The organism is Spongiactinospora sp. 9N601 (genome assembly GCF_044326295.1).
Lineage (GTDB): Bacteria > Actinomycetota > Actinomycetes > Streptosporangiales > Streptosporangiaceae > Spongiactinospora > Spongiactinospora gelatinilytica.
Window position 1 is genome coordinate 48,383 of record NZ_JBIRBB010000016.1, and the last position, 23,814, is coordinate 72,196.

The 23,814-nt window shown below is 71.6% G+C and carries 23 protein-coding genes and 1 pseudogene; 15 read left to right on the forward strand and 9 right to left on the reverse strand.

Annotated elements, in window-relative coordinates; genetic code table 11:
- Positions 1-39 precede the first annotated feature (39 nt).
- On the reverse strand, positions 40-1,461 hold the full coding sequence (locus ACH34R_RS32660) for an MFS transporter (protein ID WP_397565416.1): 1,422 nt from the start codon (positions 1,459-1,461) through the stop codon (positions 40-42).
- A gap of 135 nt (positions 1,462-1,596) precedes the next feature.
- On the opposite strand from ACH34R_RS32660, the gene ACH34R_RS32665 reads away from it, so the two are divergent.
- Positions 1,597-2,205 (forward strand): TetR/AcrR family transcriptional regulator, encoded by a 609-nt coding sequence (locus ACH34R_RS32665; RefSeq protein WP_397565417.1) that lies wholly within the window; start codon positions 1,597-1,599, stop codon positions 2,203-2,205.
- 273 nt (positions 2,206-2,478) lie between these two features.
- Here the strand turns inward: ACH34R_RS32665 and ACH34R_RS32670 are convergent, their stop codons facing one another.
- Complete coding sequence (locus ACH34R_RS32670; RefSeq protein ID WP_397565418.1) at positions 2,479-3,966, reverse strand: aldehyde dehydrogenase family protein; 1,488 nt, start codon at positions 3,964-3,966, stop codon at positions 2,479-2,481.
- A gap of 120 nt (positions 3,967-4,086) precedes the next feature.
- Here ACH34R_RS32670 and ACH34R_RS32675 point away from each other — a divergent pair, with 120 nt between their 5' ends.
- From ACH34R_RS32675 to ACH34R_RS32715, 9 genes are all read left to right on the forward strand, one after another.
- On the forward strand, positions 4,087-5,472 hold the full coding sequence (locus ACH34R_RS32675) for an amidohydrolase family protein (RefSeq protein WP_397565419.1): 1,386 nt from the start codon (positions 4,087-4,089) through the stop codon (positions 5,470-5,472).
- Between the two features lie 2 nt (positions 5,473-5,474).
- Entirely contained in the window at positions 5,475-6,497 is a 1,023-nt protein-coding gene (locus ACH34R_RS32680) for a zinc-binding dehydrogenase (RefSeq protein WP_397565420.1), read from the forward strand.
- Entirely contained in the window at positions 6,494-7,753 is a 1,260-nt protein-coding gene (locus tag ACH34R_RS32685) for an FGGY-family carbohydrate kinase (RefSeq protein ID WP_397565421.1), read from the forward strand. The genes ACH34R_RS32680 and ACH34R_RS32685 overlap by 4 nt, the downstream gene beginning before the upstream one ends.
- Positions 7,754-7,791: 38 nt before the next feature.
- Positions 7,792-8,187, forward strand: coding sequence for a VOC family protein (locus ACH34R_RS32690; protein ID WP_146607353.1), 396 nt, complete (start codon positions 7,792-7,794; stop codon positions 8,185-8,187).
- A gap of 238 nt (positions 8,188-8,425) precedes the next feature.
- Positions 8,426-8,881: a VOC family protein gene (locus ACH34R_RS32695; RefSeq protein ID WP_111166892.1), complete on the forward strand. Its 456-nt coding sequence runs from the start codon at positions 8,426-8,428 to the stop codon at positions 8,879-8,881.
- Positions 8,882-8,942: 61 nt separating this feature from the next.
- Positions 8,943-9,359, forward strand: coding sequence for an ester cyclase (locus tag ACH34R_RS32700; RefSeq protein WP_397565422.1), 417 nt, complete (start codon positions 8,943-8,945; stop codon positions 9,357-9,359).
- Positions 9,360-9,370: 11 nt separating this feature from the next.
- The gene (locus tag ACH34R_RS32705) at positions 9,371-10,153 is read left to right on the forward strand and encodes a class I fructose-bisphosphate aldolase (protein WP_146607354.1); all 783 of its coding nucleotides are present in this window, start codon (positions 9,371-9,373) and stop codon (positions 10,151-10,153) included.
- Between the two features lie 190 nt (positions 10,154-10,343).
- Positions 10,344-10,985 (forward strand): RraA family protein, encoded by a 642-nt coding sequence (locus ACH34R_RS32710; protein ID WP_397565423.1) that lies wholly within the window; start codon positions 10,344-10,346, stop codon positions 10,983-10,985.
- A 232-nt stretch (positions 10,986-11,217) separates the two neighbouring features.
- A complete protein-coding gene (locus ACH34R_RS32715) occupies positions 11,218-13,182 on the forward strand; it encodes a nitrate- and nitrite sensing domain-containing protein (protein ID WP_397565424.1) in 1,965 nt (654 codons plus the stop codon).
- Here the strand turns inward: ACH34R_RS32715 and ACH34R_RS32720 are convergent.
- Positions 13,109-13,969, reverse strand: coding sequence for a hypothetical protein (locus tag ACH34R_RS32720; RefSeq protein ID WP_397565425.1), 861 nt, complete (start codon positions 13,967-13,969; stop codon positions 13,109-13,111). The genes ACH34R_RS32715 and ACH34R_RS32720 overlap by 74 nt on opposite strands.
- A 107-nt stretch (positions 13,970-14,076) precedes the next feature.
- Positions 14,077-14,628 carry a GNAT family N-acetyltransferase gene (locus ACH34R_RS32725; protein ID WP_397565426.1) on the reverse strand — a complete coding sequence of 184 codons (552 nt, stop codon included), beginning with the start codon at positions 14,626-14,628 and terminating at the stop codon, positions 14,077-14,079.
- 333 nt (positions 14,629-14,961) lie between these two features.
- Here ACH34R_RS32725 and ACH34R_RS32730 point away from each other — a divergent pair.
- The 3 genes and pseudogenes from ACH34R_RS32730 to ACH34R_RS32740 all read left to right on the forward strand — a co-directional run.
- A pseudogene (locus tag ACH34R_RS32730) lies at positions 14,962-15,114 on the forward strand (helix-turn-helix domain-containing protein); the annotation flags it as partial.
- Between the two features lie 99 nt (positions 15,115-15,213).
- Positions 15,214-16,206, forward strand: a complete 993-nt coding sequence (locus ACH34R_RS32735) for an XRE family transcriptional regulator (RefSeq protein ID WP_397565551.1) — start codon at positions 15,214-15,216, stop codon at positions 16,204-16,206.
- A 34-nt stretch (positions 16,207-16,240) separates the two neighbouring features.
- Positions 16,241-17,533 carry a helix-turn-helix domain-containing protein gene (locus ACH34R_RS32740; RefSeq protein ID WP_397565427.1) on the forward strand — a complete coding sequence of 431 codons (1,293 nt, stop codon included), beginning with the start codon at positions 16,241-16,243 and terminating at the stop codon, positions 17,531-17,533.
- Here ACH34R_RS32740 and ACH34R_RS32745 read toward each other — a convergent pair whose 3' ends face one another.
- The 3 genes from ACH34R_RS32745 to ACH34R_RS32755 all read right to left on the reverse strand — a co-directional run bounded on the left by ACH34R_RS32745 (position 17,534) and on the right by ACH34R_RS32755 (position 19,097).
- The gene (locus ACH34R_RS32745) at positions 17,534-17,767 is read right to left on the reverse strand and encodes a hypothetical protein (protein ID WP_397565428.1); all 234 of its coding nucleotides are present in this window, start codon (positions 17,765-17,767) and stop codon (positions 17,534-17,536) included. It lies immediately after the preceding gene.
- A complete protein-coding gene (locus tag ACH34R_RS32750) occupies positions 17,755-18,039 on the reverse strand; it encodes a hypothetical protein (RefSeq protein ID WP_397565429.1) in 285 nt (94 codons plus the stop codon). Before ACH34R_RS32750 ends, ACH34R_RS32745 begins: the two co-directional genes overlap by 13 nt.
- Before the next feature lie 128 nt (positions 18,040-18,167).
- Entirely contained in the window at positions 18,168-19,097 is a 930-nt protein-coding gene (locus ACH34R_RS32755) for a zinc-binding dehydrogenase (RefSeq protein ID WP_397565430.1), read from the reverse strand.
- An 84-nt stretch (positions 19,098-19,181) separates the two neighbouring features.
- On the opposite strand from ACH34R_RS32755, the gene ACH34R_RS32760 reads away from it, so the two are divergent.
- Positions 19,182-19,832, forward strand: coding sequence for a TetR/AcrR family transcriptional regulator (locus ACH34R_RS32760; protein ID WP_397565431.1), 651 nt, complete (start codon positions 19,182-19,184; stop codon positions 19,830-19,832).
- 47 nt (positions 19,833-19,879) lie between these two features.
- On the opposite strand, the gene ACH34R_RS32765 is transcribed toward ACH34R_RS32760, so the two are convergent.
- Positions 19,880-20,329: a DUF6294 family protein gene (locus tag ACH34R_RS32765; RefSeq protein ID WP_397565432.1), complete on the reverse strand. Its 450-nt coding sequence runs from the start codon at positions 20,327-20,329 to the stop codon at positions 19,880-19,882.
- A gap of 168 nt (positions 20,330-20,497) precedes the next feature.
- On the opposite strand from ACH34R_RS32765, the gene ACH34R_RS32770 reads away from it, so the two are divergent.
- Positions 20,498-23,074: a tetratricopeptide repeat protein gene (locus ACH34R_RS32770; RefSeq protein WP_397565433.1), complete on the forward strand. Its 2,577-nt coding sequence runs from the start codon at positions 20,498-20,500 to the stop codon at positions 23,072-23,074.
- Between the two features lie 218 nt (positions 23,075-23,292).
- Here ACH34R_RS32770 and ACH34R_RS32775 read toward each other — a convergent pair whose 3' ends face one another.
- The gene (locus ACH34R_RS32775; RefSeq protein WP_397565434.1) at positions 23,293-23,616 is read right to left on the reverse strand and encodes a hypothetical protein; all 324 of its coding nucleotides are present in this window, start codon (positions 23,614-23,616) and stop codon (positions 23,293-23,295) included.
- Between the last annotated feature and the right edge of the window lie 198 nt (positions 23,617-23,814).

The following is a 23,814-nucleotide window of genomic DNA, read 5'->3' on the forward strand; positions in this document are numbered from 1 at the left end:
GCCCGGAAGCGGCGGGTGCGTGCGAATCCCCGGCGTCGATCAGGTTCGTGAGCGAACCGCCCGGCGCTCGCGTAGGAGGAACAGCGCGAGCACGGCCGATGCGCCCGCAAGGGCGGCGTCGAGAAGGTATCCGATGGAGAAGCCGGCGACGAGCCGGTGGGCGGGGTCGCCGGCGCTCTCCCCGTACGCGGTGGCGACGGACACGATGGCCGCGATGCCGACGGCGAAGCCGACCTGCTGCGCCGTGTTCAGCACTCCGGAGGCCAGGCCCTGATCATCGGGGGCGACGCCCCGGGTGGCGGTGATGGCCACGCTGACGAACGAGAGCCCCAGGCCGAACCCGGTCAGCGCGAACCCGGGCAGTACGTCGGCGACGTGGCCGCCCTCGGCAGGGACGCCGCTCAGCAGGAGCGAGCTTCCCCCGAGCACCAGCAGGCCGCCGGCGAGCACGGCCGCGGCCCCGAACCGGCCCGCGAGCCGGGACCCCGCGGTGGACCCGACGATCACCAGGATGCTGTTCGGCAGGAACGTCAGGCCCGTCTGGAGCGCGGTGAAGCCCAAGACACGCTGGACGTACAGGGTGGTGAAGAACAGGTTGGACGCGATGATCGTGGTCAGCGACAGGGCGATCAAGTTGGCCGCGGCCACCCCCGGCACCCGGAACAACCGGAACCTGACCAGCGGTGTCCGGACGCGCCGCTCCACCGCGACGAAGACGGCCAGAGATGCCACGGCGGCGGCGAGCAGCCCCAGGGTCGGGCCCGCGGTGAAACCCTCCTGTTCGCCCCGGGTGAGCCCGAAGATCAGCAGGCCCAGGCCGCCGGTCACCGAGACGGCGCCGGGAAGGTCGAGCGTGCGCGCGCCCGGCGGGGACGCCTCGGCGGCGGGCAGGACCCTCCGGGCGGCCAGCACGGTGACCAGCCCGACGGGGGCATTGATGAAGAACACCCACGGCCAGCCGGCGAGGGCGGTCAGCGCGCCCCCGAAGATCAGGCCGGAGGCGCCCGCCGCGCCGCCGACCGCGCCCCACGCGCCGAGCGCCCGGTTGCGTTCAGTGTCCCCGGTGAACAGTGTGGTCAGCAGCGACAGGGCGGACGCGGACACCATGGCCCCGGCCGCGCCCTGGACGGCACGGGCGGCGAGCAGGGCCCAGGGGGCGGGAGCGAGCCCGCAGATCAGTGACGCCACGGTGAACGCCGTCAGCCCGGCCACGAACACCCGCCGCCTGCCGAACAGGTCGGCCGTCCGCCCGGCGAGGATCAGCGACCCGCCGAAGGTCAGGGCGTACAGGGAGATCACGTACTGCAACTCCGCCTGGTCGGCGAAGCCCAGGTCCCGGTGCATCGACGGCAGGGCCACGGTCACGATGGTCGTGTCCAGGATCACCACGAACTGGGCCACGCACAGCAGGGCGAGAGTCCCGCCCCGCCTGGTCGCCCGGCTCTCGGCCCGCTTCCCCATACTCGTCCTCCCGGTCGGCTATCCGGATAGCTATCCGTTTCCAGCAGCTAAGCGGATGGCTATCCGGATTGTCAACGGGATTCGATAGCATCACCCTTGGCGATCCGACGTTGCGCAGGGGAGGGGCCGGCGCCGATGCGGGACGACTCGGCACACCTGACCGTGCTCGGCCAGTCCGCGCCCGAACGGGCGGACGCGGCGCGCAACCGGGCCAAGATCCTCGCCGCCGCCGAGCGGCTGGTGGCCTCCCGCGGCGCCGCGGGACTGTCCATGAACGAGGTCGCCGCCGCCGCGGGCGTCGGCGTCGGCACCGTGTACCGGCGCTTTCGCGACCAGGGCGGCCTGGTCGCGGCGATGATGGACGAGGCGGAACGCAGGCTCCAGGCGGGTTTCATGACCGGCCCTCCCCCGCTGGGACCGGGCGCGCCTCCCGTCGCGCGCATCCTGGCGTTCCTGCACGCGTATGTTGACGTGCTCGAAACCTACGGCGACCTCATGGCCTCCGCGGAGGCGACCATGTCGGGGCCACGCCGCTACCGGACGGGGGCCTACGCCGTCCACCACCGGCATCTGTCCCTGCTGGTGGCGCAGGCGAGGCCCGAGGCCGACGCCGACTACCTCGCGGACGCGCTGCTCGCTCCGCTCGCCGCGGGGCTGTACACCCAGCAACGGCGGCACGACGGCATGAGCGTGGACCGGATCAAGTCCGGCCTTTCCGACCTCCTCGCCGGACTGGCCGGATGAGGCGAACCACTGGTCGTTCTCGCGTGCGTCACGACGGGCGCAGATGCTCGATCGTGACGTGGTGCCGCTCGGTCAGCCGCTGGGCGATCAGGGAGCGGGGCAGGCTTCAGGGTCGCGCTCGACACAGAGCATCGCCACCATCCCGCACCCGCAGTGCCGACACGATCGATTCCAGGTCGGCGCGGTCGAGGATCTCGATGGTGTAGCGGCGGGTGTACTCCGCGGCGAGTTCGCAGCGGTGTTCGTAGGCCGAATCGCTCAGCCGATCAACGGTCAGGAGCGGGTCTGGATGTTGAGGGACTTCAGGCGGGTGTAGGCGTCCAGGCCGACGCGGGAGTGGCCGCTGGACTTGCGGGCCTCGCCGCGGCCCTCGTTCATGTCCGGGGTGAAGTGGCAGTTGACGTTGACCGAGCCGCAGTCCAGGGCGGATGAGACGCGGAAGGCGCGCTCCAGGTCGCGGGTGAAGACGGTGGCGTTCAGGCCGTAGGGGGTGCCGTTGGCGAGGGCCAGGGCCTCCTCCTCGGTGGAGAACGCCGTCGCGGCCAGGACCGGGCCGAAGATCTCGCGCTGTTCGACCTCGCTGCCCGGCCGTACCCGGCCGAGGACCGTCGGGGCCATGAACGTCGGGTGGGCGCGCTCCGGCAGGGCCGGGGACCCGACGATCTCGCCGTCGCCGGCGGCGATGGCCCGTGACAGGAAGCCATGGACCTTTTCGGCGTGCCGCTCGTTGATCAGCGGGCCGATGAACGTGTCCCGGTCCAGCGCGTCGCCGATGGGGAGGCCGGCGGCGGCCTCGGCGACGCCCTTGACGACGTCGTCGTAGATCCGTTCGTCCACCAGCAGCCTGCTGCCCGCCGCGCAGACCTCGCCCATGTTCACGAAGGCGGCCATCATCGCCCAGCCCACGGCCTGCTCGATGTCGGCGTCGGCGAAGACGATCACCGGGGACTTGCCGCCCAGTTCCAGGTTGGTCGGGGTGAGGTTGCGGGCGGCCAGTTCCATCACCCGGCGGCCGGTCGCGGTGCCACCGGTCAGGCTGATCAGGTCGATCCGCGGATCGGTGACCAGCCGCTCGCCGACGGTCTCGCCCGCGCCGAGCACGATGTTGAGCACGCCCGCGGGCAACCCGGCGCGGGTGAGGATTCGGCCCAGCTCGATCAGCGTGACCACGGCCTCCTCCGGGGGCTTGGCGACGATCGAGCAGCCGGCCGCCAGCGCGATGGCGATCCGCTGGCTGCCGGTCATCAGCGGGCCGTTCCAGGGGAGCAGTTCGGCGACCACGCCGGCGGGCTCGCGGGTCCGCATGGTCAGGACCTCGGGGCCGCCGCCGGACAGCAGTTCGGGCGGGTAGGCGCTGCGCCGTACGTCGCCGTGCGCGGTCCTGGCCAGGGCGGCGGCGTGCGAGAAGGCGTTGGCCGCCTCGAAGATGTCGTACGTGATCGCGCCGCTCACCGCCTTGCCGGTGTCCAGCGCCTCAAGCGTGGCCAGCCGCTGCGCGCCGGCCCGGATCTCGGCGGCCACGGACTCCAGCAGTTGAGCCTTGAGCGCGCCCGGCATCCGCCGCCACTCGCCGCCGTCGTAACTGCGCCTGGCCGCGGCGACGGCCGCCTCCACCTCGGCGGTCGTCGCCTCGGCGTAGGAGCCGAACGTCTCCCCCGTGGACGGGTCCACCATCGGAAGGACCTTGCCGTCGCCGACCTCGCGGCCGTCGATGAGCTGCCGATACGGGTCGCTGTCGAGCCATGCCGGGTCGTAACGCATGGAGGAAGCCTTCCGATAAGTGGATCAACGGGCATTGTGTTCCAGGCATGGACTCTGCCTGACATGTTGTGCTCCGGGGCAGATGACCCCACCGGCCCGCTGAACCTACCGTTCGGTTGCATGGTGCTGATCCCGGATCTCCTGGTCACCGGCGGCGACGTGGTGACCATGAATCCCCGTCGCGAGGTGCTGCTGGGCGGCGCCGTCGCGGTGGCGGGAGATCGCATCCTCGCCGTCGGCGGCACCACCGAGCTGCGCGCCCGCTGGCCGGACGCAGCGGAACTGGACGCCTCCGACTGCGTGGTCACGCCGGGCATGGTCAACGCCCACCAGCACTTGACCGGCGACCCGCTCGCCCGCGCGTGCATCCCCGACGACATCGACTCCGAGGAGTCGATCCACGGCTGGGCCGTACCGTTGCACCAGGCCCATCTCCCCGAGGACGAGGAGCTTTCCGCCCTCCTCGCCTGCGTGGAGAACCTGCGCAACGGGGTCACCACGATCATCGAGGCCGGGACGGTGGCGAACCCCGAGCGGGTCGCCGCCGCGATGACGCGCGCGGGTGCGCGCGGCACGGTCGGCACGTGGGGCTGGGACGTCGCCGACGCCCCCCACGCCGCCCCGGCCGATGAGGTGCTCGACCGCTTGTGGGCGGTGGTCGAGTCCTATCCGGCGGGCGGCCTCGTCGAAGGCAGGGTCACCCTTGTGGGGCACGGCCTGGCCTCCGACGGGCTGCTCGCCGGAGCGGCGGACCTCGCCCGCCGTACCGGCGCGGGCATGACCATGCACATGTCGCCGGGGCGCGCCGACGTGGACCACTACCTGGCCCGTTCCGGCCGCCGCCCGCTGCTGCACCTCGCCGACCTGGGCGTCCTCGGCCCGCACCTGCTGCTCGCGCACGCGGTCTGGCTGGACGACGCGGAGGTGGACGCGCTGCTCGGCTCGGGTACGGCGGTCGCGTACTGCCCGTGGGCGTACCTGCGGCTGGGCCAGGGCGTCACCCGGGCGGGACGGCACGCCGAGATCTTCACCAGGGGCGGGCGGGTCGCGCTCGGCTGCGACGCGGGCAACGCGGGCGACGCGGCCGACATCCTGCGCGCCGCCGCGCTCGCCGCCGGGCTGGCCAAGGACACCGCGATGGACCCCGGCGCGATCGGCGCACCCGAGGCGATGGAGATGGCCACCATCCGCGGCGCGGAGGCCGTGGGGATGGAGACGCGGATCGGCTCGATCGAGGCGGGCAAGCTGGCCGACCTGGTCGTACACGACGCGACCGGTCCGCAGTGGACGCCCCGCGGCGACGTCGCCCAGCAGCTCGTCTGGTCCACCGACGGGCGCTCGGTGCGTGACGTGCTGGTCGGCGGGCAGGTCGTGGTACGGCAGGGCCGCTGTGTGACGCTCGACGAGGACGCGCTACGAATCGAGGCACGAAAGGCGTCGGCCCGCCTGCTTGAGCGGGCCGGCGTCGCCGTACGCCGTCACTGGCCACACGTTAGGAGTCACTGAATATGAGAGTCGCCGTGGTCACCGGGCCCGAGGCCGTGGAGCTGCGGGAGGAGCCCATGCCACGGGTCGGGCCCGACGAGATCCTGGTGGAGGTGGGGGCGACCGGGCTGTGCACCATGGAACGCCGCCTCTACCTGGGTGAGAAGCGGTTCTACCCGGTCGCGCCCGGCCACGAGGTCGCCGGGCGGGTGGCCGAGGTGGGGGCCGCGGTGGACGGGCTGCCCGGCTCCCCGCGGGTCGGCGACACCGTGACGGTCGACCTGCTCAGCAGGTGCGGTACGTGCGCGGCCTGCCGGCGTGGGCGCAGCGCGATGTGCAAGGCCCCGCAGGGGGGCGCGCTGTCGGACGGCACGGTGTCGTTCGGGGCGGGTCTTTCCGACGGGGTGGTGGTCAAGGCGCGGCAGGCGTACCCGACGGGCGCGGCGCCGATCGAGCACGCCGCGATGGGCGAGCCGGTGGCGTGCGTGGTCCACTCGCTGCGGCTGGGCGGGTTGCGCGCGGGCGACCGGGTCGCGGTGATCGGCGCCGGGTACATGGGGCGGCTGCACCTGGCCCTGGCCAAGGCGCGCGGCGCGGGGCCGGTCGGCCTGATCGACGTCAGCGCCGAACGGCTGGCCGAGGCCGAGGCGGCGGGTGCGGCCTGGGCCGCCACCCCGCAGGACGCGCCGGCCCGTGGCGGCAAGCAGGACCTGGTGTTCGTCACGGCCGGGGCCCCGGGGGCGCTGGAGACCGCGATCGAGCTGTGCGACGACGGCGGCACGGTCGTCCTGTACGGGGCCTTCGCCAAGGACCTGCGCAGCGAGGTCGCCCCGGACGCGATCCACCACCACGAGCTGTCCATCGTCGGCGTCTACAGCCAGGAGCCGGAAGACTGGCAGGAGGCGGCGGCGCTGATCGCCTCCGGCGTCCTCGCCGCCGACCTCGACGCCCTGGTCACGGCCCGCTTCCCGCTCACCGACGTCACCGAGGCCCTGAAGCTCGCCGCCACCACCCCCGTCTACCGAGTCCTGGTGAGCCCTCAGTGAGCGCTCCGGTACTGGGTGTGGACGTCGGGTCGAATTCGGCGCGGGCTGTGGCGCTGAATCCGGACGGGGAGGTAGTGGCGACCGGGTCCGGGACCTATGAAGGGGCCGAGGGCTGGGCGCAGGGGCGGGCGGAGCCCGCGGCCTGGCTGGCCGCCGTGGTGGAGGCGATCAACGAGACCGGCTTACGGCCGGCCGCGATCTGTGTCGGTGGCCAGAGTCCGACCACCGTGCCGATGAGCGGCAGCCCCGCCGTCACCGTCCTGCACCCCGCCGGCGCGACGCTCGGTTTCGAGGAGCAGCACTACGCGCAGCGCGAGATCCTCGGCACCGACGACGTGGCCCAGGTGTGGGACTGGGTGATGGCCAGGCTCGGCGCGAACGTCCGGCAGTCGCGCTGGCCCGGTGACGCCACCCTGCGCGGCTACGGCAGGCGGGCCGCCACCGGCCAGGTCATCGGCCACACCGACGGCGCGCACGGCCTGCCCCCGGACATCCCGCTGGTCGCGGGCGCGCAGGACGCCTTCTTCGCGTTCTGGGCCGGCGGCGTGGACACCCCCGGCCGGGCCATGGACCCCGGCGGCCGGACCGGGGGCCTCGCCGTCGCCGTGGACAGCCCGCCGGAACGCGACCCCCAGGCGATGCGCAGCGCCGCGACCGGCGTGGACATCGTCGGCGGGCCGGTCAGCAGCCACGGGCTGATGATGGAGTGGCTGTCCCGGCTGACCGGGAGGCCGATCTCCGAACTGCTGGACCTGGCGGAACTGGTTTCGCCGGGCGCGGACGGCGTGAGCGTCCTGCCGTACCTGGAGGGGGAGCGGGCGCCGCGCTGGAACAGGGAACTACGGGCGGAGATCACCGGGCTGGGGTCCGGACACGGCCCCGCCCACATCGCCAGGGCCGCGCTGGAGAGCACCGCCTACGGCCTGCGGCACATCATCGACTCGCTGAGTCTGCCCGGCCTGGACGTGCTGGTGTGCGCGGGCGCGCCCGCGCGCAGCCCGGTGTGGTGCCAGATCAAGGCGGACGTCCTCGACGTGCCGGTGGAGGTTCCCGAGGAGACCGACCTGGCCGCGTACGGCGCGGCGCTGTCGGCGGGCGCGGGCGCCGGATGGTGGCCGCTGCCCGGCGAGGCGCCGAGCGGATCGTGGCCGCGTCCGGCGGGCCGGGTGGTGAGACCCGTGCCCCGCCAGGTCTATCGCGATGGCTACAAGCGTTTCGTCGAGTCGGGCGATGCCGCGGAACGGCGACTGCGCTAGTTGGAAGCATCAGAGTTACCTCCAGGAGTGACGCTGTGGTGAACACGCTCGTCTTCGTCGATCTGCCGACGCCGGACATCGAGGCCAGCACGGCCTTCTACAAGGAGCTGTTCGGCTGGGAGATCAACGGCCGTCCGCAGGGGGTTTTCCACGAGATCCTCCCCGGCGGCGGACCGACGCTGGGCCTGTGGAGCGAACGGGAGCAGGTGCCCGACCCGTCGCCGCGGGCCCCCCAGCCGCGTTCGGGATTTCAGCCGCGCACCTACATCCTGGTGGACGGCCCTCCCGGGGAGTACCTGAACCGGGCGGTGATCCTGGGGGCGACGGCCCTGTGGGAGCAGAGTTACTGGGAGGAGTTCGACGGCCACCACGCGTCGTTCCTCGATCCCTGGGGCAACCAGATCGTCATGTGGTGGCGGCCCGCCGATCGATGAGCCGCTCGACGACGAGGACGCGCGGATCTTTGGGCTGGGGGCACATGGAGTCCCTGACCTCGGCGGACATAGCGTCCAGACATTCCTGGTACGGAGCCCGCGCCGGACCCCCCAAGGGCGTGGCCAGGAAGGGCACGGCACATGATGCACATGAGGACTCACCAACAAGGGCGTGTTCCCGCCGCTCGCCACTGACGAGCACGGCGGGCGCGTCGCCAAGGATTGACCGAGGAGAGAAATGGCTCTGAGCAAGACGCTCACCGAAGCGCGCTGGACCCACGTCGCGCTGCCCACCAGCGACCTGGACAAGGCGATCGAGTTCTACACGACGCTCACGCCGCTGGTCGTGGTCTCCACCCACGAGGACAAGGACGGGCGCAACGCCTGGCTGTCCAACGACAAGCAGGTGGAGACCCCGTTCGTGCTGGTCCTGGTGGAGTTCGCCAAGGACAAGGGCAAGAAGCAGCCGCAGCTCACGCCGTTCGCGCACCTGGGCATCGAGGTGCCCAACCGCGAGGACGTGGACGCCATCGCGGCCAAGGGCCGCGAGATGGGCTGCCTGCACTGGGAGCCCATGCAGATCCCGCCGCCGGTGGGGTACGTGTGCGCGCTGACCGACCCCGACGGCAACGTGATCGAGATCTCTCACGACCAGAAGGTCTACGAAGAGGTCCGCACGCTCTGGGGTGAATGACCCTTTGGCGGAACCCGCCTCCGGCGCATCGGATCCGGCGACCGCTTCGGTGGCCGCTTCGGTGGCCGCTTCGGCGACCGCGACCCGGGAGGCCGTCGAGCGCTACATCCACGCGCTCAACGGCCATGACCGGGACGAGATCGCCGCATGCGTCACGCCCGGCTTCTTCAACGAGCACACTTCGGCGGCCGGGGTGAGCGTGCGCGGCAGGGACGCCTACCGGGAACGGCTGGCATCGTTCCTCGCCGGTTTTTCCGAACTGCGCTACGAGGTCGAGGACATGCTGATCGACGGGGACCGCGCCGCCGTGCCGTACCGGATGAGCGCGAGGTACGGCGGCGCGCCCGTCTCCATCCGCGGCATGTTCCGCTTCCGCGTGTCGGGCGGGCTGATCGACCACCGGGTGGACTACTGGGACGGCGCGGAGTTCGAGCGCCAGGTCGAAGCGTCGAACCCCGGACCACATCGAACTTCCTGAAGGGATGCACAGTGCAGTACACATCCGCCGTCGGGGCGGGCAAGCTACGCCGGTTGCGCCGGGTCTTCGGCGATGACGGGCGCAGTGTCTTCGTCGCGATCGACCACGCCGCGTACATGGGCGAGGGTCCGCCGCTCGGCGAGCCGATGCGGGAGATCGCGGCGGGCCGTCCTGACGGCGTGCTGGCCACCTGGCATCTGGCCCGCGCCTACGCCGGCGAGTTCGCCCGGTCCGGGCTGGTGCTCCGGGTGGACGGCGGCTCCTCCGAGATCGGGGAGTTCCCGGCCGGCGACACCAGCTCGATCCTCTACACGGTCGAGGAGGCGCTGAAGGTCGGCGCCGACTGCCTGGTCATGCTGGGCTTCCCCGGCGCGCCGGACGAGGAGAAGTCGCTGACCCGGCTGGCCAGGGTCTGCGCCGAGGCCGAGACCGTCGGCCTGCCGGTGATGGCCGAGATGATCCCGGGCGGCTGGGGCCGTGCCGTCCCGTGGACGGTCGAGAACGTCGCGCGCGCCGCGCGCATCGGCGCGGAGCTGGGCGCGGACATCATCAAGACGATGTGCCCCGGGCCGCCCGAGGAGTTCGCGGCGGTGGCCGAGGCGTGCCCGGTCCCGGTGGTGGCGCTGGGCGGGCCGAAGATGGACAACGAGGACGAACTGGTCGCCGTGGCCAAGGGCATCGTCGCGGCCGGTGGCGCCGGAGTGGCGTTCGGCCGCAACGTGTGGGGCGCGGAGAAGCCGCGTCAGCTCGTGGAGCGGCTGCGCGAGGCCGTGCACGGCCCCGAGGCGGGCTGACGGTTCCGAGCGTGTCCGATCGACAGCGAGAGGCGACCGGTCGCCGCCCCCAGCGGGCGGTGGCCGGCCTTGAGGTCGTCCTGCCCGGCAACGACGACGGGGGGTACGGCGGGCCGTGAGAACCCGGGACGCTTTTCGAGGTGAAGGATCCCGAAGTTTCTCTTTATTCATTCATATGAGGTGATTATTCGTGGTTCCCCCGACCACCGCGATCGCGGACGTACTCCAGCTACGGGGCCTGACCGGATGGCTCAGCCCACCCCTTCGGCCCATGTACCGTTCCCAAGGCGTCCTCGGCACCGCCAGGACGGTCCGGCTCGCGAGCGGTCCGGGGGACGACGGCCTGTTCCCCCTGCACCGGCTCCTTGACGAAGATCTGGACGGCCGGGTCCTCGTGCTCGCCGGCGGTCATGTCAGCGCCGGAGCCGTGTGGGGTGAGATCCTGACCCGCGCCGCGCTGGCCAGCGGCGCGTTCGGCGTCCTCGTGGAGGGCGGCGTCCGCGACGTCGACGCCTTCCGCGACCTGGACCTGCCGGTCTGGGCACTGTACGAGGCCACGGCCAGCGCCGGGGAAGAACTCCACGTCGCCTCCGTGGGCGAGCCGGTGGACATCGCGGGCGTGCGGGTCACCGACGGCATGGCCGTGGTGATGGACTGGAACGGCGTGATCGCGCTGCCCACCACCGACGTGCTCGGCGACGCCCTGGCCTACGCCGACGCCGAGGAGGACGTGGTGATCGCGCTGCGCGACGGCTCCACGCTGGAGGAGGCGTACCGGTTCAAGGCCGAGATGATCGCCAAGCTGCGGAGCACCCCGATCACCTCGGTGTAGCCGCCGAGCGCATGGCCGTACGTTCCGCCCGGCGGGCCGCGGAGCCCTGCCGGGTTCGGCGGCCCGGCGGGAGTTTTCGGCGGCCCGGCGGGAGTTCGGCGCGGAATGAGGCCACCGTGCGCAACCGGCCACGGCGGGAGGCCGGGCTGGTGTAGCCTCACTGCGATCTCAGGCACGCGTACCTTGCCCGCATACGCGGGCTTCGCACCGGACGCTGTGGGGACATGCTCGTATGGACAGGCCCATCCGCTTCAGGATCACCCTGCTGCTCCTGGTGCCGCTCGTCTCGCTGATCGCGCTGTGGGTGTTCGCGGTGGTGCTCACCGGAGGTGACGGGGCCCGGCTGGTCGCGATCGGCACGCTGGCCGACACCGTCGCGGGCCCGTCCGAGCAGGTCGTGGCCGAGTTACAGCGCGAACGGCTGGCGTCGGTACGGGCGCTGCGCTCTTCGCCGGGCGAACGGGCCCGCCGTACCGAGCTGGCGCGGCAGCGCACCGCCACCGACCGCGCGGTGACGGACTTCCGGACGCGGGCCGCGGGCGCCGACTCCGCCGAGATACGCCCGCACCTGGCGACGCTGACCGCCGGTTTCGCGGAGCTGCCCGCGCTGCGCGGCCGGGTGGACGCGGGCGGCGACCCGCTGCCGGTCATCCAGCACTACAGCCGGATGATCACCGCCGTCTACCGCATGTACGACTCGATGGTGCTCGTCCCCGACTTCTCGATGTACCAGGAGGGCCGGGCCGTCACCGCGCTCGGCGAGGTCAAGGAACTGCTGTCCCGGGAGCGCGCGCTGATCTCCGCCGTGGACCTGGCCGGCCGGATGACGCCGGCCGAGCGGCTGGCGTTCCGGGAGACGGTCGCCACCCGCAGGTTCCTGCACGGCTGGGCGCTGGCCGACCTCGGCTCCGAACTCGGCGGCCCGCACCAGCGCCTCGCCGCCTCCCCGGTCGCCGCCCGCTTCGCCCGGATCGAGGACCGGATCGGCGCCGCCGCCCCCGGCCTCGCCCTGTCCGCGCAGGAGACCGGCTCGTGGGAGGCCGGCACCGACGCGCTCTGGGCCGCCGTCGAACGCAACCAGGCCAGGACCGCCGAACTCCTGCGCGCCCGAACCGGCCCGGCCGCCACCGAGATCTGGGTCCAGCTCGCCGTGGCGGGCGGCATCGGGCTGCTGGCCGTACTGGTGTCCGTGCTCATCACCGTCCGCTTCGGCGGCCGGCTCGCCGGGGAACTCGCCGGTCTGCGCGACGCGGCCCGTGAGCTGGCTGGAGTACGGCTGCCGCGCCTGGTCGAACGCCTCCGCGCGGGCGACCCCCACCCCGGCGAGCTGGAACCCCTCCCCAGTGGCGGCCACACCGCCGAGATCGCGGGCATCGCGCGGGCCTTCACCTCCGTGCAGCGCACCGCCGTCGCCGCCGCCATCGAACAGGCCGCGCTGCGCGCGGGCGTCAGCAGGGTCTTCGTCAACCTGGCCAGGCGCAACCAGGCCCTGCTGCACCGCCAGCTCGGCCACCTGGACGCGATGCAGCGCAAGGCCGACGACCCCGACGTACTCGCCGAACTGTTCCGCCTGGACCACCTCACCACCCGGATGCGCAGGCACGCGGAGAACCTGATCGTGCTGTCCGGCGAGACCCCGGGCCGTGGCTGGCGGCACCCCATCCCGATCTACGACGTGCTGCGGGCCGCGGTCGCCGAGATCGAGAACTACCCCCGCGTGGAGATCCAGCCCGCGCCCTCCGGGGCCCTGGCGGGCCACGCCGTCGCCGACATCATCCACCTCATCGCCGAACTCGCCGAGAACGCCACCCTCTTCTCCCCGCCGCAGACCACCGTCCAGGTCCGCAGCGAACTCTCCCCCGGCGCACTCCTGATCCACATCGAAGACCGCGGCCTCGGCCTGCCCCCGGCCCAGCTCGAAGCCCTCAACCAGCAGCTTTCCGCCGCCCCCGATTTCGACCTCGCCGACACCGAACACCTCGGCCTCTTCGTGGTCGCCCGCCTCGCCGTACGCCACGGCATCGGCGTCAGCCTGGCCCCGTCCGTGTACGGCGGCCTCACCGCCACCATCTACATGCCCGCCACCCTGGTAGTCCCCCAGGCCACCCCGACCCTCCGGCCCATCACCGCGACGGAGGAAGGCTCACTCCCGCGGCGAGAAAGAAGTACCGGACCTCCACCTTCGGTTGGAGAGTGAAAAGCGGGCGGCGATCGGCGAAGCCGATGTCGGTCGTGTAGAAAGTGGTGTCCTCGGCGTGGTGATCTTCTAGCTCGTCGACCTCGTGCACATGCCGTCCGGCGACAGCCGCCCAGACACGACCGGGGATCGTCGGCCCCGTGATCACCTCGCCTGTGGTCGTGTCCAGGCGCTGGAGACGGTGCAGGTCATCGTATTCCTCCCGGAAGGACAGCAGGTCGGCGGTGAGCCAGCCGCCCAGGAGATGAGTGCGGATGAACGGTCCGGCCAGGACCCTGCCGTCGGCCGCGTCCACGACGACGGTGGACAACGCGTCGTCGTCCATCTCGTCGTCCCAGATCATGTACGTGGCCGCTATGGTACGACCGGCGGGCGACCAGCGGATCTCGCACTCGTGTGAAGCTGTCCCCGGATCGGACCAGATGTCCCGCCGCCGCCCCGTCTCGGGGTCGAGCAGGCTGATGATCGCGTTCTCCTCGTCACAGGTGAGGATGGCGATGGTCCTGCCGTCCGGGGACAGGTCCGCGTGCTCGTCGTACCGCTCCTCCGGGATGCCGTACCAACACTGCTCACCGTCCGCCAGCCTCAGCAAGCAGGTACCACGCCCGCCGACCAGCACCATCCGCGCGCCATCGAACGACAACCCCCGGATCTTGGCGTCCGCCACGGGTTTCGGCATCCGGCCGAACTCCCCGGAATCGGCATCGAGAACCAGAAGCCCTTCGGGCAGCTCGATGGCCGCCCCGGCCCTCCGGACAGCACGCTCAGGCACCTCATCGATCAGCACGACGCCTGCTCCCTGGCCCCCATCGCCCTCCCCCCCTCGGAGTCCGCACCGGCGCCCTGACCGCGACCCTTACCAGCCCGTCCATCCTGCGCGGTCGCTGACGACGGTCACCGCCACTCGCGGCGGAGCATCGCGAAGACCAGTTCGTCGCTCCACTCGCCCTTGAAGATCTCGTTCTCCACCAGGTGGGCCTCGCGCCGCATGCCCAGGCGCTCCATCAGCTTGGCCGACGCGCTGTTGCGGGCGTCGCACCGGCCGTAGATCCGGTGCAGGCCGAGCTCCTCGAAGCCGAGTCGCAGAATCTCCCTGGACGCCTCGGTGGCGAGCCCACGCCCATGGTGATCAGGGTGGAACACGAACCCGATCTCCCCCTGGCGGTGCTCTTTGCTCCGCCAGAACAGGTACATGTCCCCGACCAGTGCCCCGGTGTCGCGAAGCTCGGCCGCGATGCAGAGCGTGTCGTTCTCCTCGTTGAACTCCGCCTGCCCGATCTTGGTCTGTAGGGCGGCCTTGGTCTCGTCGCGCGTACGCGCGTCCCAGTACAGGTAGCGGACGACGTCAGGCCGCGAGTGAAAGTCATGCAGGCCGTCCAGGTCGTCCATGGTGTAGGGGCGGAGGAGCAGGCGGGCGGTTTCAATGGGATATGTCGGCTTCAGCACGAGATCACCATATTGATGGGGCTACCACCGCCGCCTCCTAATATCGCTGCGCGATCAGGCGGTCACGGTTTGCATTGGCCGCCCCGCCCTGGGAATTTAGCGGGGTGACACAAGCCGACATGGTCAGCATCAAGGTTCCCAAGACCCTCCGCGACCGCCTCATCGCCCTGACCACCGAGCCTGGGTATGGGCCCACCCTCACCCACGCGCTCACCCGGCTACTCGATGAGTACAAGGGGAGCCGATTTCACAGATCGTGAGCACGCGGACGCGCTGTGGTGTAAGGATTCGGGGATGGGGCTCGATCCGGTCTGGAGCGTGTTCGGTGGGGCGATGCGCAGGCATCGGGAGCGTAGCGGGCTCGGCGTACGCGATATCGGTGCCGCCGCGCATGTGCATTACAGCCTCGTCAGCAGGTGGGAAAGCGGTCGCAACCGGCCCACCGCCACTGCCGCGCGTCTTGTAGACGAATGCCTCGGGGCGGAGGGTGAGCTCATCGCCATGCACGCTGACACCGTGGCATCCGAGCGCCGCCGAAAGGGTACATCTCCCGACGGTCCCCCAATAAATGACGAAGGCGACGAAATGGAACGGCGTACCGCGATACAGCTCATCGCCACCGCCGGAGCCGTTATCCCCCTGGCCGATCTGGAACAGTCCCTCACCACGATGGACCGCATTCTCGACACCCGGATCGACCTCGACGACTGGGAACGCACCGTCCGCGAGTACGGCTACCAGTTCGTCCGGCGGCCGGTCGGGGCACTGGCGGCCGACCTGACCGCCGAGATCACCGCCGTGAGCCACCTGCTGAATCAGGGCAACGCCCCGCGCGTGCAGGCCGGGCTGCTACGGGTGGCCGCCGAGTTGTCCAGCCTGCTGGCCACGGACCTGCACGACTCCGGCCGGCCGAGAGTGGCCCGGCATGTGTGGCGGGCGGCCCGGCGGTCCGCCGACGCCTCCGGCGATCAGGAGTTGTCGGTATATGTCCGCGCCAAGGAAGCGGATGACCTGTGGTGGGCCGGTTCGTCGCCGCACGCCGTACGGGAACTGGCCGAGCAGGCGGTAATCCGGGCCGGAGACACACCGAGCTACGGAATCCTGCGGGCGCACATCGTGCGCTGCCGACTGGCGGCCGATGGCCACGGCGGCGACATCGGCGAAGCTCGCGCCGCCCTGCGGGCCTTCTCGGAGACCTTCGAGCGTCTTCCACCCGGTGGCCACGGCCGACCGGAAGACGCGCTGGGCGAGGCATGGCTGCACTGGCATGAGGCGCATCTGCTCACCATGATCGGCGACGACCAGGCCCAAGACGTCTTCGACCAGGCACTGGCTCGCTACTCCGCAGACACGCCCGGCACGGTCTCCCTCCTTCAGCTCATCCGCGCCCTCGACCTGGTACGGCGGCGCGAGATCGACGACGGCCTCACCCACGCCGTCACCACCCTCAGTACCGGCCCCCTGAGCACGGCCCGCCGCTTCATCACCACCGAGATCACCAAGGCCCTCCCCCGACAGGCGCACACCCACCCCCACGCCACCGAACTCCGCCGCCTGATCAGCTTTCACGGATTGTGAGCATGCGGACGCGCTGTGGTGTAAGGATTCGGGGATGGGGCTGGATCCGGTCTGGAGTGTGTTCGGTGGGGCGATGCGCAGGCATCGGGAGCGCAGCGGGCTCGGCGTACGCGATATCGGTGCCGCCGCGCATGTGCATTTCAGCCTGGTCAGCAGGTGGGAAAGCGGCCGAAACCGGCCCACCGCCACCGCCGCGCGTCTTGTAGACGAATGCCTCGGGGCGGAGGGCGAGCTCATCGCCATGCACGCCGACACCGTGGCATCCGAACGCCGCCGAAAGGGTACATCACCAGGCGGTCCTCCCATCGATGACGAAGGCGACGACATGGAACGGCGTACCGCGATACAGCTCATCGCCACCGCCGGTGCTGGAGCGGCGATTCCGCTGGCCGATCTCGAACAGGCCATTGCCGGAATCGACAGAGTCCTCGACACCCGCATCGATCTTGACGACTGGGAACGAACCGTCCGCGAGTACGGCTACATGTTCAACCGGAAGCCGATCGGGGGCATGGTCACCGATCTCACCGCCGACCTCGCTGCCTTAGGCCATCTGCTCGGGCAGGGCAACACCCCGCGTGTACAGGCCGGTCTTCTGCGAGTGTCCGCCGAGTTGTCCGGTCTGCTGGCAACCGATCTGAACGACACGGGCAACTCGCGGGCCGCCCGCGACGTGTGGCGTGCCGCCCGGCGAGCGGCCGATGCCTCCGGGGATCGTGATCTGGCGGTGTGGGTGCGCGCCAAGGAGGCGACCGGGATGTGCTGGTGGCCCGGGTCGTCACCCGCCGTGATCAAGGGGTTGGCGGACAGGGCCGTCCATATCGCCGGAGACGCGCCGAGTTACGGGCTTGTGCGGGCGCAGATCGTACAAGGCTGGCTGGCCGCCGACGGCCACACCGGCGGCCCGGCCGACGCACGGGCCGCCCTACAGAACTTCACACGGACTTTCGAGCGCCTCCCGCCTTCCGCCGCCGAGCACAGCGATCCGGCAGCCACGGTGGGCGAGGCATGGCTGCACTGGAACGAGGCGTACCTTCTTGCCCTGATCGGCGACGACCGCGCCGCGGACATCACCGACCAGACAAGCAGCCTCTACCGGGTCGACCCCCCTGCCCCGCTCACCCTCCTCCCGCTCGTCCGCGCCCTCGACCTGGTACGGCGGCGCGAGATCGACGACGGCCTCACCCACGCCGTCACCACCCTCAGTACCGGCCCCATGAGCACGGCCCGCCGCTTCATCACCACCAAGATCAACAAGGCCCTCCCCCGACAGGCGCACACCCACCCCCACGCCACCGAACTCCGCCGACTCCTCAACCCCGCCTGATCACGCGTCGCCCATTCGGACCAGGATCGCCAGTTGCCCGCACAGTGCGTGGAACAGCGCCACCGGATCGGGACGGGCGAGTTGGCGGTGCAGGCCGTTGCACCGTTGCTCAGGCGTGACCGCCCGGTGGCGGGTCGCGTGCCAGACTCCCTGGTGGACCACGATCCGCCATCCCGGGAAGGTCGATTCGAGTGCGCCGAGGTGTGCCCGTTGGGCCGGGGTCAGCAGGTCCATGGGGGGCCGGCCTCCCAGGCGTCGCCTCGGACCGAGACGAAGACCCGCCCGTAGCGGTGGGCGGTGACCAGCGTCTCGCCGTATCGGTAGACGAGTCCCGGGGCCGGCCAGGCCAGCCGTACCCTCCCCCGCCCGCGCGGGAAGGACTCCAGCGCGCGGACCATCTCGCGCTGCGCGGTGGCGCGGTTGTCGGTGACGCCGCACGCGCCGCGATCCCCCGCCTCCACCTCCCACACCGCGAACGCCTCCTGGCCGGTCGGCATGTCGCCCATCATCTGCACCTTCTCACCGAAGTCACGAGCCCGACGATTGCTGGTGCAATCATCGGGACGGACCGCGGGAGCGGGCAGTGCGACGGTACGGCGTTCGACAGGCACGCAACACGCGCAACGAAGGGCCGTCAGGTGAGGTCGAGGACCGCCTTGCCGTGCAGGCGGCGTTCGAGCAGGGCGTTCACCGCTTCGGCGGCGTCGTCCCAGCCGCCGCGCCAGGCGATCTCCGGGCTGAGCACGCCGTCCGCGACCTGCTGGGCCAGCCAGGTCAGGCTGCGGTCCAGCCCCTGGCAGTACGTCAGCCAGAACGTGACCAGCGACCGGTCCTGGCGGCCCTCGCTGTTGATCAGCGCGCCGAACGGGAAGTGCTCGCCCTCCTCTGTGGCGTGGCCGATGGCGATCAGCGTGCCGCCGTCGCCGAGCCGGTCGAACGCCGCCACGAGCTGCGGGCCGCCCACCATGTCGAGCACCCCGTCGAGCCCGGGGTCGGCCTCCTCCGGAGTGCGGATCACCTCGTGCGCGCCCAGCGCGCGCAGCGCGTCGCCGTGCCTGGCCGGGTCGCCGGTGGACGCGATCACGTGCGCGCCGCCGAGCCGGGCGAGCTGTACGGCGTAGCGCCCGCTGCCGCCCGTCGCGCCGGTCACCAGGATTCGCCGCCCCAGCGTGGGGCCCAGCCGGTCGAGGGCGCGCAGCGCGGTCGCCGCCGCGACCGGGATGGTGCTGATCGCGCCGAGGTCGGCGTGCTCAGGGACGATCCCGATCATGTCCGTGGGCACGGCCCGCAGTTCGGCCCATCCGCCGCTCCCGGCGAGGGTCACCACGCGGGTGCCCACCGCCGGGCCGGACCCGTCGGCGGCGGCCTGGACCACGACCCCTGCGGCGTCCCAGCCGAGCGCCGCGCCCTCCTCGGCGTTCGCGATGCCGTGCCTGACCTCGCCGAAGTTGAGCGACGTGGCGGCGACCCGGACGAGTGCCTGGTCGGCGGCGGGCGTCGGATCGGGCGCCTCGCCCAGACGCAGGCCGGAAGGAACGGAACGGTCAACGAGCAGAGCGCGCATGATTTCCTTCTCCCTATGTAAAGTGCCACTAAGAAGCATAAGCCATAGAGCGGCATCTGCTCATCCGGATATACACTGACGGCGATGACCCACGACGCGCCCACCGCCGAGCGGCTTCCACTGCGCGAGCGCAAGAAGCTCAGGACCAGGTCCGCGCTGATCGACACCGCCCTCGCGCTGTTCACCGAACGCGGCTTCGACGGAGTCACCCTGGATGAGTTGTGCGAGGCCGTCGAGGTCTCCAAACGCACGTTCTTCCGCAACTTCGCCAGCAAGGAACAGGTCGCCTCGGCCCCGCTGGAATCGATGTGGAACGGCCTGCGCGACGACGTCGAGCGCCTGCCGCTCGGCCACGTCCCCGTCCTGGAAGGACTACAGGCCGCGCTGCTCGCCGCCCTCGCCCGGATGGACGACGGCGACGGCGTGTGGGTACGGCGAGTACGGCTGAGCCAGCGCCTGGCCGAGCGCACACCGTCCGTCGCCGGGCACGGGTGGCAGTACTGCGACCGCACCAGCGCGGCCGTCGAGGAGATCCTGCGCCGCCGCCTGGACCTCGCCCCGGACGACCCCCGCCCCCGGCTGGCCCTGGAGATGGTGGTCTCCGCCTTTCACGCGGCCCTGCGTACTTGGACCGCCCGCCCGCACACCCCCACCCACGCGGACCTCATCACCGACCTGCACACCACCTTCGCGGCCATCCCCACCTCCCTCACCTTCACCGGACTTTCGCAATAGGAGCGCCCCCGGCCGGTTGGCGGCCGGGGGCGGTGGAGGGGTTCTGCTCAGCAGTGCGAGTCCAGGCTCATCGAGGCGACCTGCGAGTAGAGCGAGGCGTTGAAGGTTCCGTTCTGCTGCCAGACGTACTGACGGGAGGAGTCGGGCAGGTTGAACACGAACTTGGTGAGGTCGTCCCAGTGGGTGTTGGCCACGATCCGGCCCAGATGCTGTCCGCTGGAGTTCTTAAGGTTCGCCCACATCAGCCACGCGTCGTTGTCGTCGCTGCTGGTCACCACGCCATAGAAGCGTGCCGTGCCGTCCGGGTTCAGGGTCCACGAGGCGCCGTGGAACATTGTGCAGTCCCCGGCGTGGATGTCGTAGTTCCAGTAGTAGGTCTTGGCGAAGTTCTGGGCCTGGGCCGTCCCGCCGAGCGCGGTGAGGAGCGCCAGCGCCGTGCCGATGGCGACGATCAGGGTCCGGCAGCGCCGGAGCAGGGCGGTACGCCGAATGGTCATGCGGGTCCTCCTTGATGTTCTCCCGCAGGGCGAACGCCGCGCGGGAGAGCCATCGGGCCACGGCCGGGCCGGCCGGAGATATGCCGGCTCGCGCACGGAGGGGCCGCGTGGCCGGTGGGGGCGTTAGGTTGAGTTCTCCGGTCTGGTCCGGTCCGGAACCTGCACCCGGTGGTGGGGGGTGGCGCGGTGGGCGACGGGCGGCGTGGCGGCGAGTTCGCGGTACGGCTGGCGGAGCTCGTACAGGAGTCGGGCCTGACGCTGGAACGCGCGGCGGCCAGGACGATGGCCAGGCGCCCCAGGGACGCGTCGTGGACGGTGACCTTCCGGCAGATCAGCGCCTGGCAGAACGGCGACCACCTGCCCGGCGCGGAAGCGGCCTTCCTCACCCTGGTCAGGGTGCTGACCGAGCACGCTCGCGGACGCGCCCGGCGCGGGCACCGGATCGGCGAACTGCTGGACGAACCCGGATGGGCGCGGCTCCTCCAGCAGGCCCGCGCAAGGCGGCCGGCGGAGACCGGCGGAGGCGTCCGGCGGCCCGCGGCCGGAGTCTTCGAGCTGAAGCCCCGGCCGCTGCGGCTCGCGGGGCGGGCGGCGCTGCTGACCCGGCTGCACCACGCCTTCGCCGAGCCGTCGGACACGCCCGTCCAGGTCGTCCTGCACGGGCTCGGCGGGATCGGCAAGACCAGCCTGGCGGTGGAGTTCGCGCATCGGGTCCGGTCCGGGCACGGGCTGATCTGGCAGTTCGCCGCCGAGGACCACACCGCGCTGGCGGGCGGGTTCGCGGCGCTGGCCGTACGGCTGCGGCTGCCCGACGACGGCGGCGGCCCCGTGGCCCAGGTCCACACCGCGCTCGCCGAGGCCGACCGGCCCTGGCTGCTCGTACTGGACAACGTCACCGACCAAACCGCGATCCGGGGGTGGCTGCCCGCGACCGGGCCGGGCAAGCTGCTGATCACCTCCCGGTCGGCGCACTGGCCGCTGGCGCTGGGCATCGAGGTGACGCCCCCGGACATCCCGGCGGCGGCCCGGTTCCTGCTGGACCGCACCGGACAGGACGACGGCGTCGCGGCAGCCGCCGTCGCGACCGAGCTGGGCGCGCTGCCGCTCGCGCTGGAGCAGGCCGGAGCGTTCATCAGCACCGCGGGATTGTCGCTGGCCGAATACCTCGACGGGCTGCGCGCCCGGCGCGACGTGCTGCTGGATCGGGGCGAGCCCTACGACTACGCCGGTTCGGTGGCCTCGACCTGGACGCTCGCCTTCCAGCGCCTTGAGCGCGACGCCCCCGACGCCATCGCGCTGCTGCGCCTGCTGTCCTGGCTGGCCCCGGACGACGTGCCGATCCGGACCCTTCTCGCCGGACGGCGGACGTCCCTGCCGGACTCACTCGGCCTGACGGAGCTCGCCGGGCTCGCCGGGCTCGCCGGAGACCCGATCAGGATCGCCGAGGCCGTCGCCGAGCTGCGCAGGTACTCGCTCGTCGCCAGCCCGGAGCCCGGCGTGCTGTCGGTACACCGGCTCGTCCAGGCCGTCACCGCCGACCGGATGTCCCCCTCGGCGCGGGCGGCGTGGCGCTCGGCCGCCGCCGCGCTGATCGAGGACGCCCTGCCCGGACGTCCCGATCTCGTGGCCAACCGGCCGCTGTACGCGCGGCTCGTCCCGCACGCGCACGTGGCACTGGAGCCGTCGGCCCGGGGGATGCGGGAGATCGTGGACTACCTGGCGGCGCTCGGCGACTACCAGACGGCCGCGAGGGTCCAGGGCGAGATCCATGCCGACGTACTCGGCCGCCTCGGGCCCGAGCATCCCGACACGCTCACCGCCGCCGCGCTGCGTGCCGTGCGGATCGGGCAGGCGGGCGACCCGGCCAGGGCCCGTGACCTGCTCGCCGCGCTGCTGCCGCTGCGGGAGCGGGTCTCCGGCGGGGAACATCCCGACACGCTCTGGCTGGCCGCTGCCCTCGTGGAGCAGATCGGCCAGGCGGGCTCTCCCGGCATCGCCCGCGATCGGGCGCTGGAACTGCTGCCGGTGCGGGAGCGGGTCTCCGGCCCGGACGACCCCGACACGATCCGGCTCGCCCACCAGATCGCGTTCTGGACCGGCCAGGCGGGCGACGCCGAGGCCGCCCGGTTGCGCTATGAGGAGTTCCTGCCCCGGATGGAACGGGTCTGGTGCGCCGAACACCCGGACACCCTGACCGCGCGCGACCAGTACGCGCGGTTCCTCGGGGAGAGCGGCGCCGCCGAGGCCGCCCTCAAGGCGTGCACGAGCCTGCTCAGCGCCCATGAGCGCATCTCCGGCCCCGAGCACCCGGACACGCTCTGGGCCCGTTCCAACCTCGCGTTCCGGGTGGGCGAGGCGGGCGATCCCGCGGGCGCCCGCGACCTCTATACGGCGCTGGTCCCCGACTGTGAGCGGATCTCCGGCCCGGAGTCGCATGTGGCTCTGGTCGCCCGCGTCTTCCTGGCCCATTGGACGGGCCGGGCGGGCGACCCGGTCGCGGCCCGCGACCAGTGCGAGGCGGTGCTCGCGGTACGGGTCCGGCGTTTCCCTCCCGAGCACTTCGACACGCTCGTCGTCCGCGAGTACGCGGCCCGCTGGACCGGCGAGGCCGGCGACCCGCACGGCGCGGTGAGCCGGTACGCGGCCCTGCTCACAGACGTGGAACGCGTCTTCGGCCCGGAGTCCGCCCTGACCCGCCGGGTTCGCGACGGCCTCGCCTACTGGACGTCGCGAACCCGGCTTTGATCGTGCTCCTGACCGGGATCGTCAGCAGTAGGCGATCTCCGTGATCTCCCGCCGGCCGATGCCAGTACCCGCCGTCACCGGCGGCGATGCGCTTTCTCATGTGCATTTCGCCGGCCATCCAGCGAGGCGGCGGACCGTGGACGGGTACCCAGAGGTATGCCGGCGGAGTCCCCGCCGGCGACCGTGGCCGCCGGCGGGAACGGGTCACTGATCAGGCGTCAGCAGAAGGCGACCCCTGTGACCTCCCTCTGGCCCCAGGTGTACCTGAATTCGAGCCACTGCGGGACGGGCACACAGGCGGTCTGGTAGCCGTAGAGCCAGGTGTCGGCCTGCGGGTTCGGGTGCTTGACGCGGTACTTGAAGGCGTACCCGCCATCACCGCCGGTGCAGATGTACCAGGCGGTTCCACTGGTTCCGGCATGATCCTTCGTCCCGCCGGTGCAGTTGGCGGGCGCGGCATGCGCCGGGGTGGCGGTGGCGATCAGTGCGGCGGCGGTGAGTAAGGTCGCGGACAGGGCGGCGACGCGCGTGCGGATGTGCATTTTCGCTGGCCTCCAGCGGTTCGGCGGGTCGTGGACGGGTACCCCGATGTATCCAACTGTTAGGAAAGCTTCCTAACAGAAACATAGAGGTACCACCCACCCCGTCAAGGTCAAGCCCGTGTCCTACAACGGACGCGCCGCCTCCGCTGTGATCACATCGCCCTGGTGGAGGCGGGATACGAATACGAACTCGGGGGT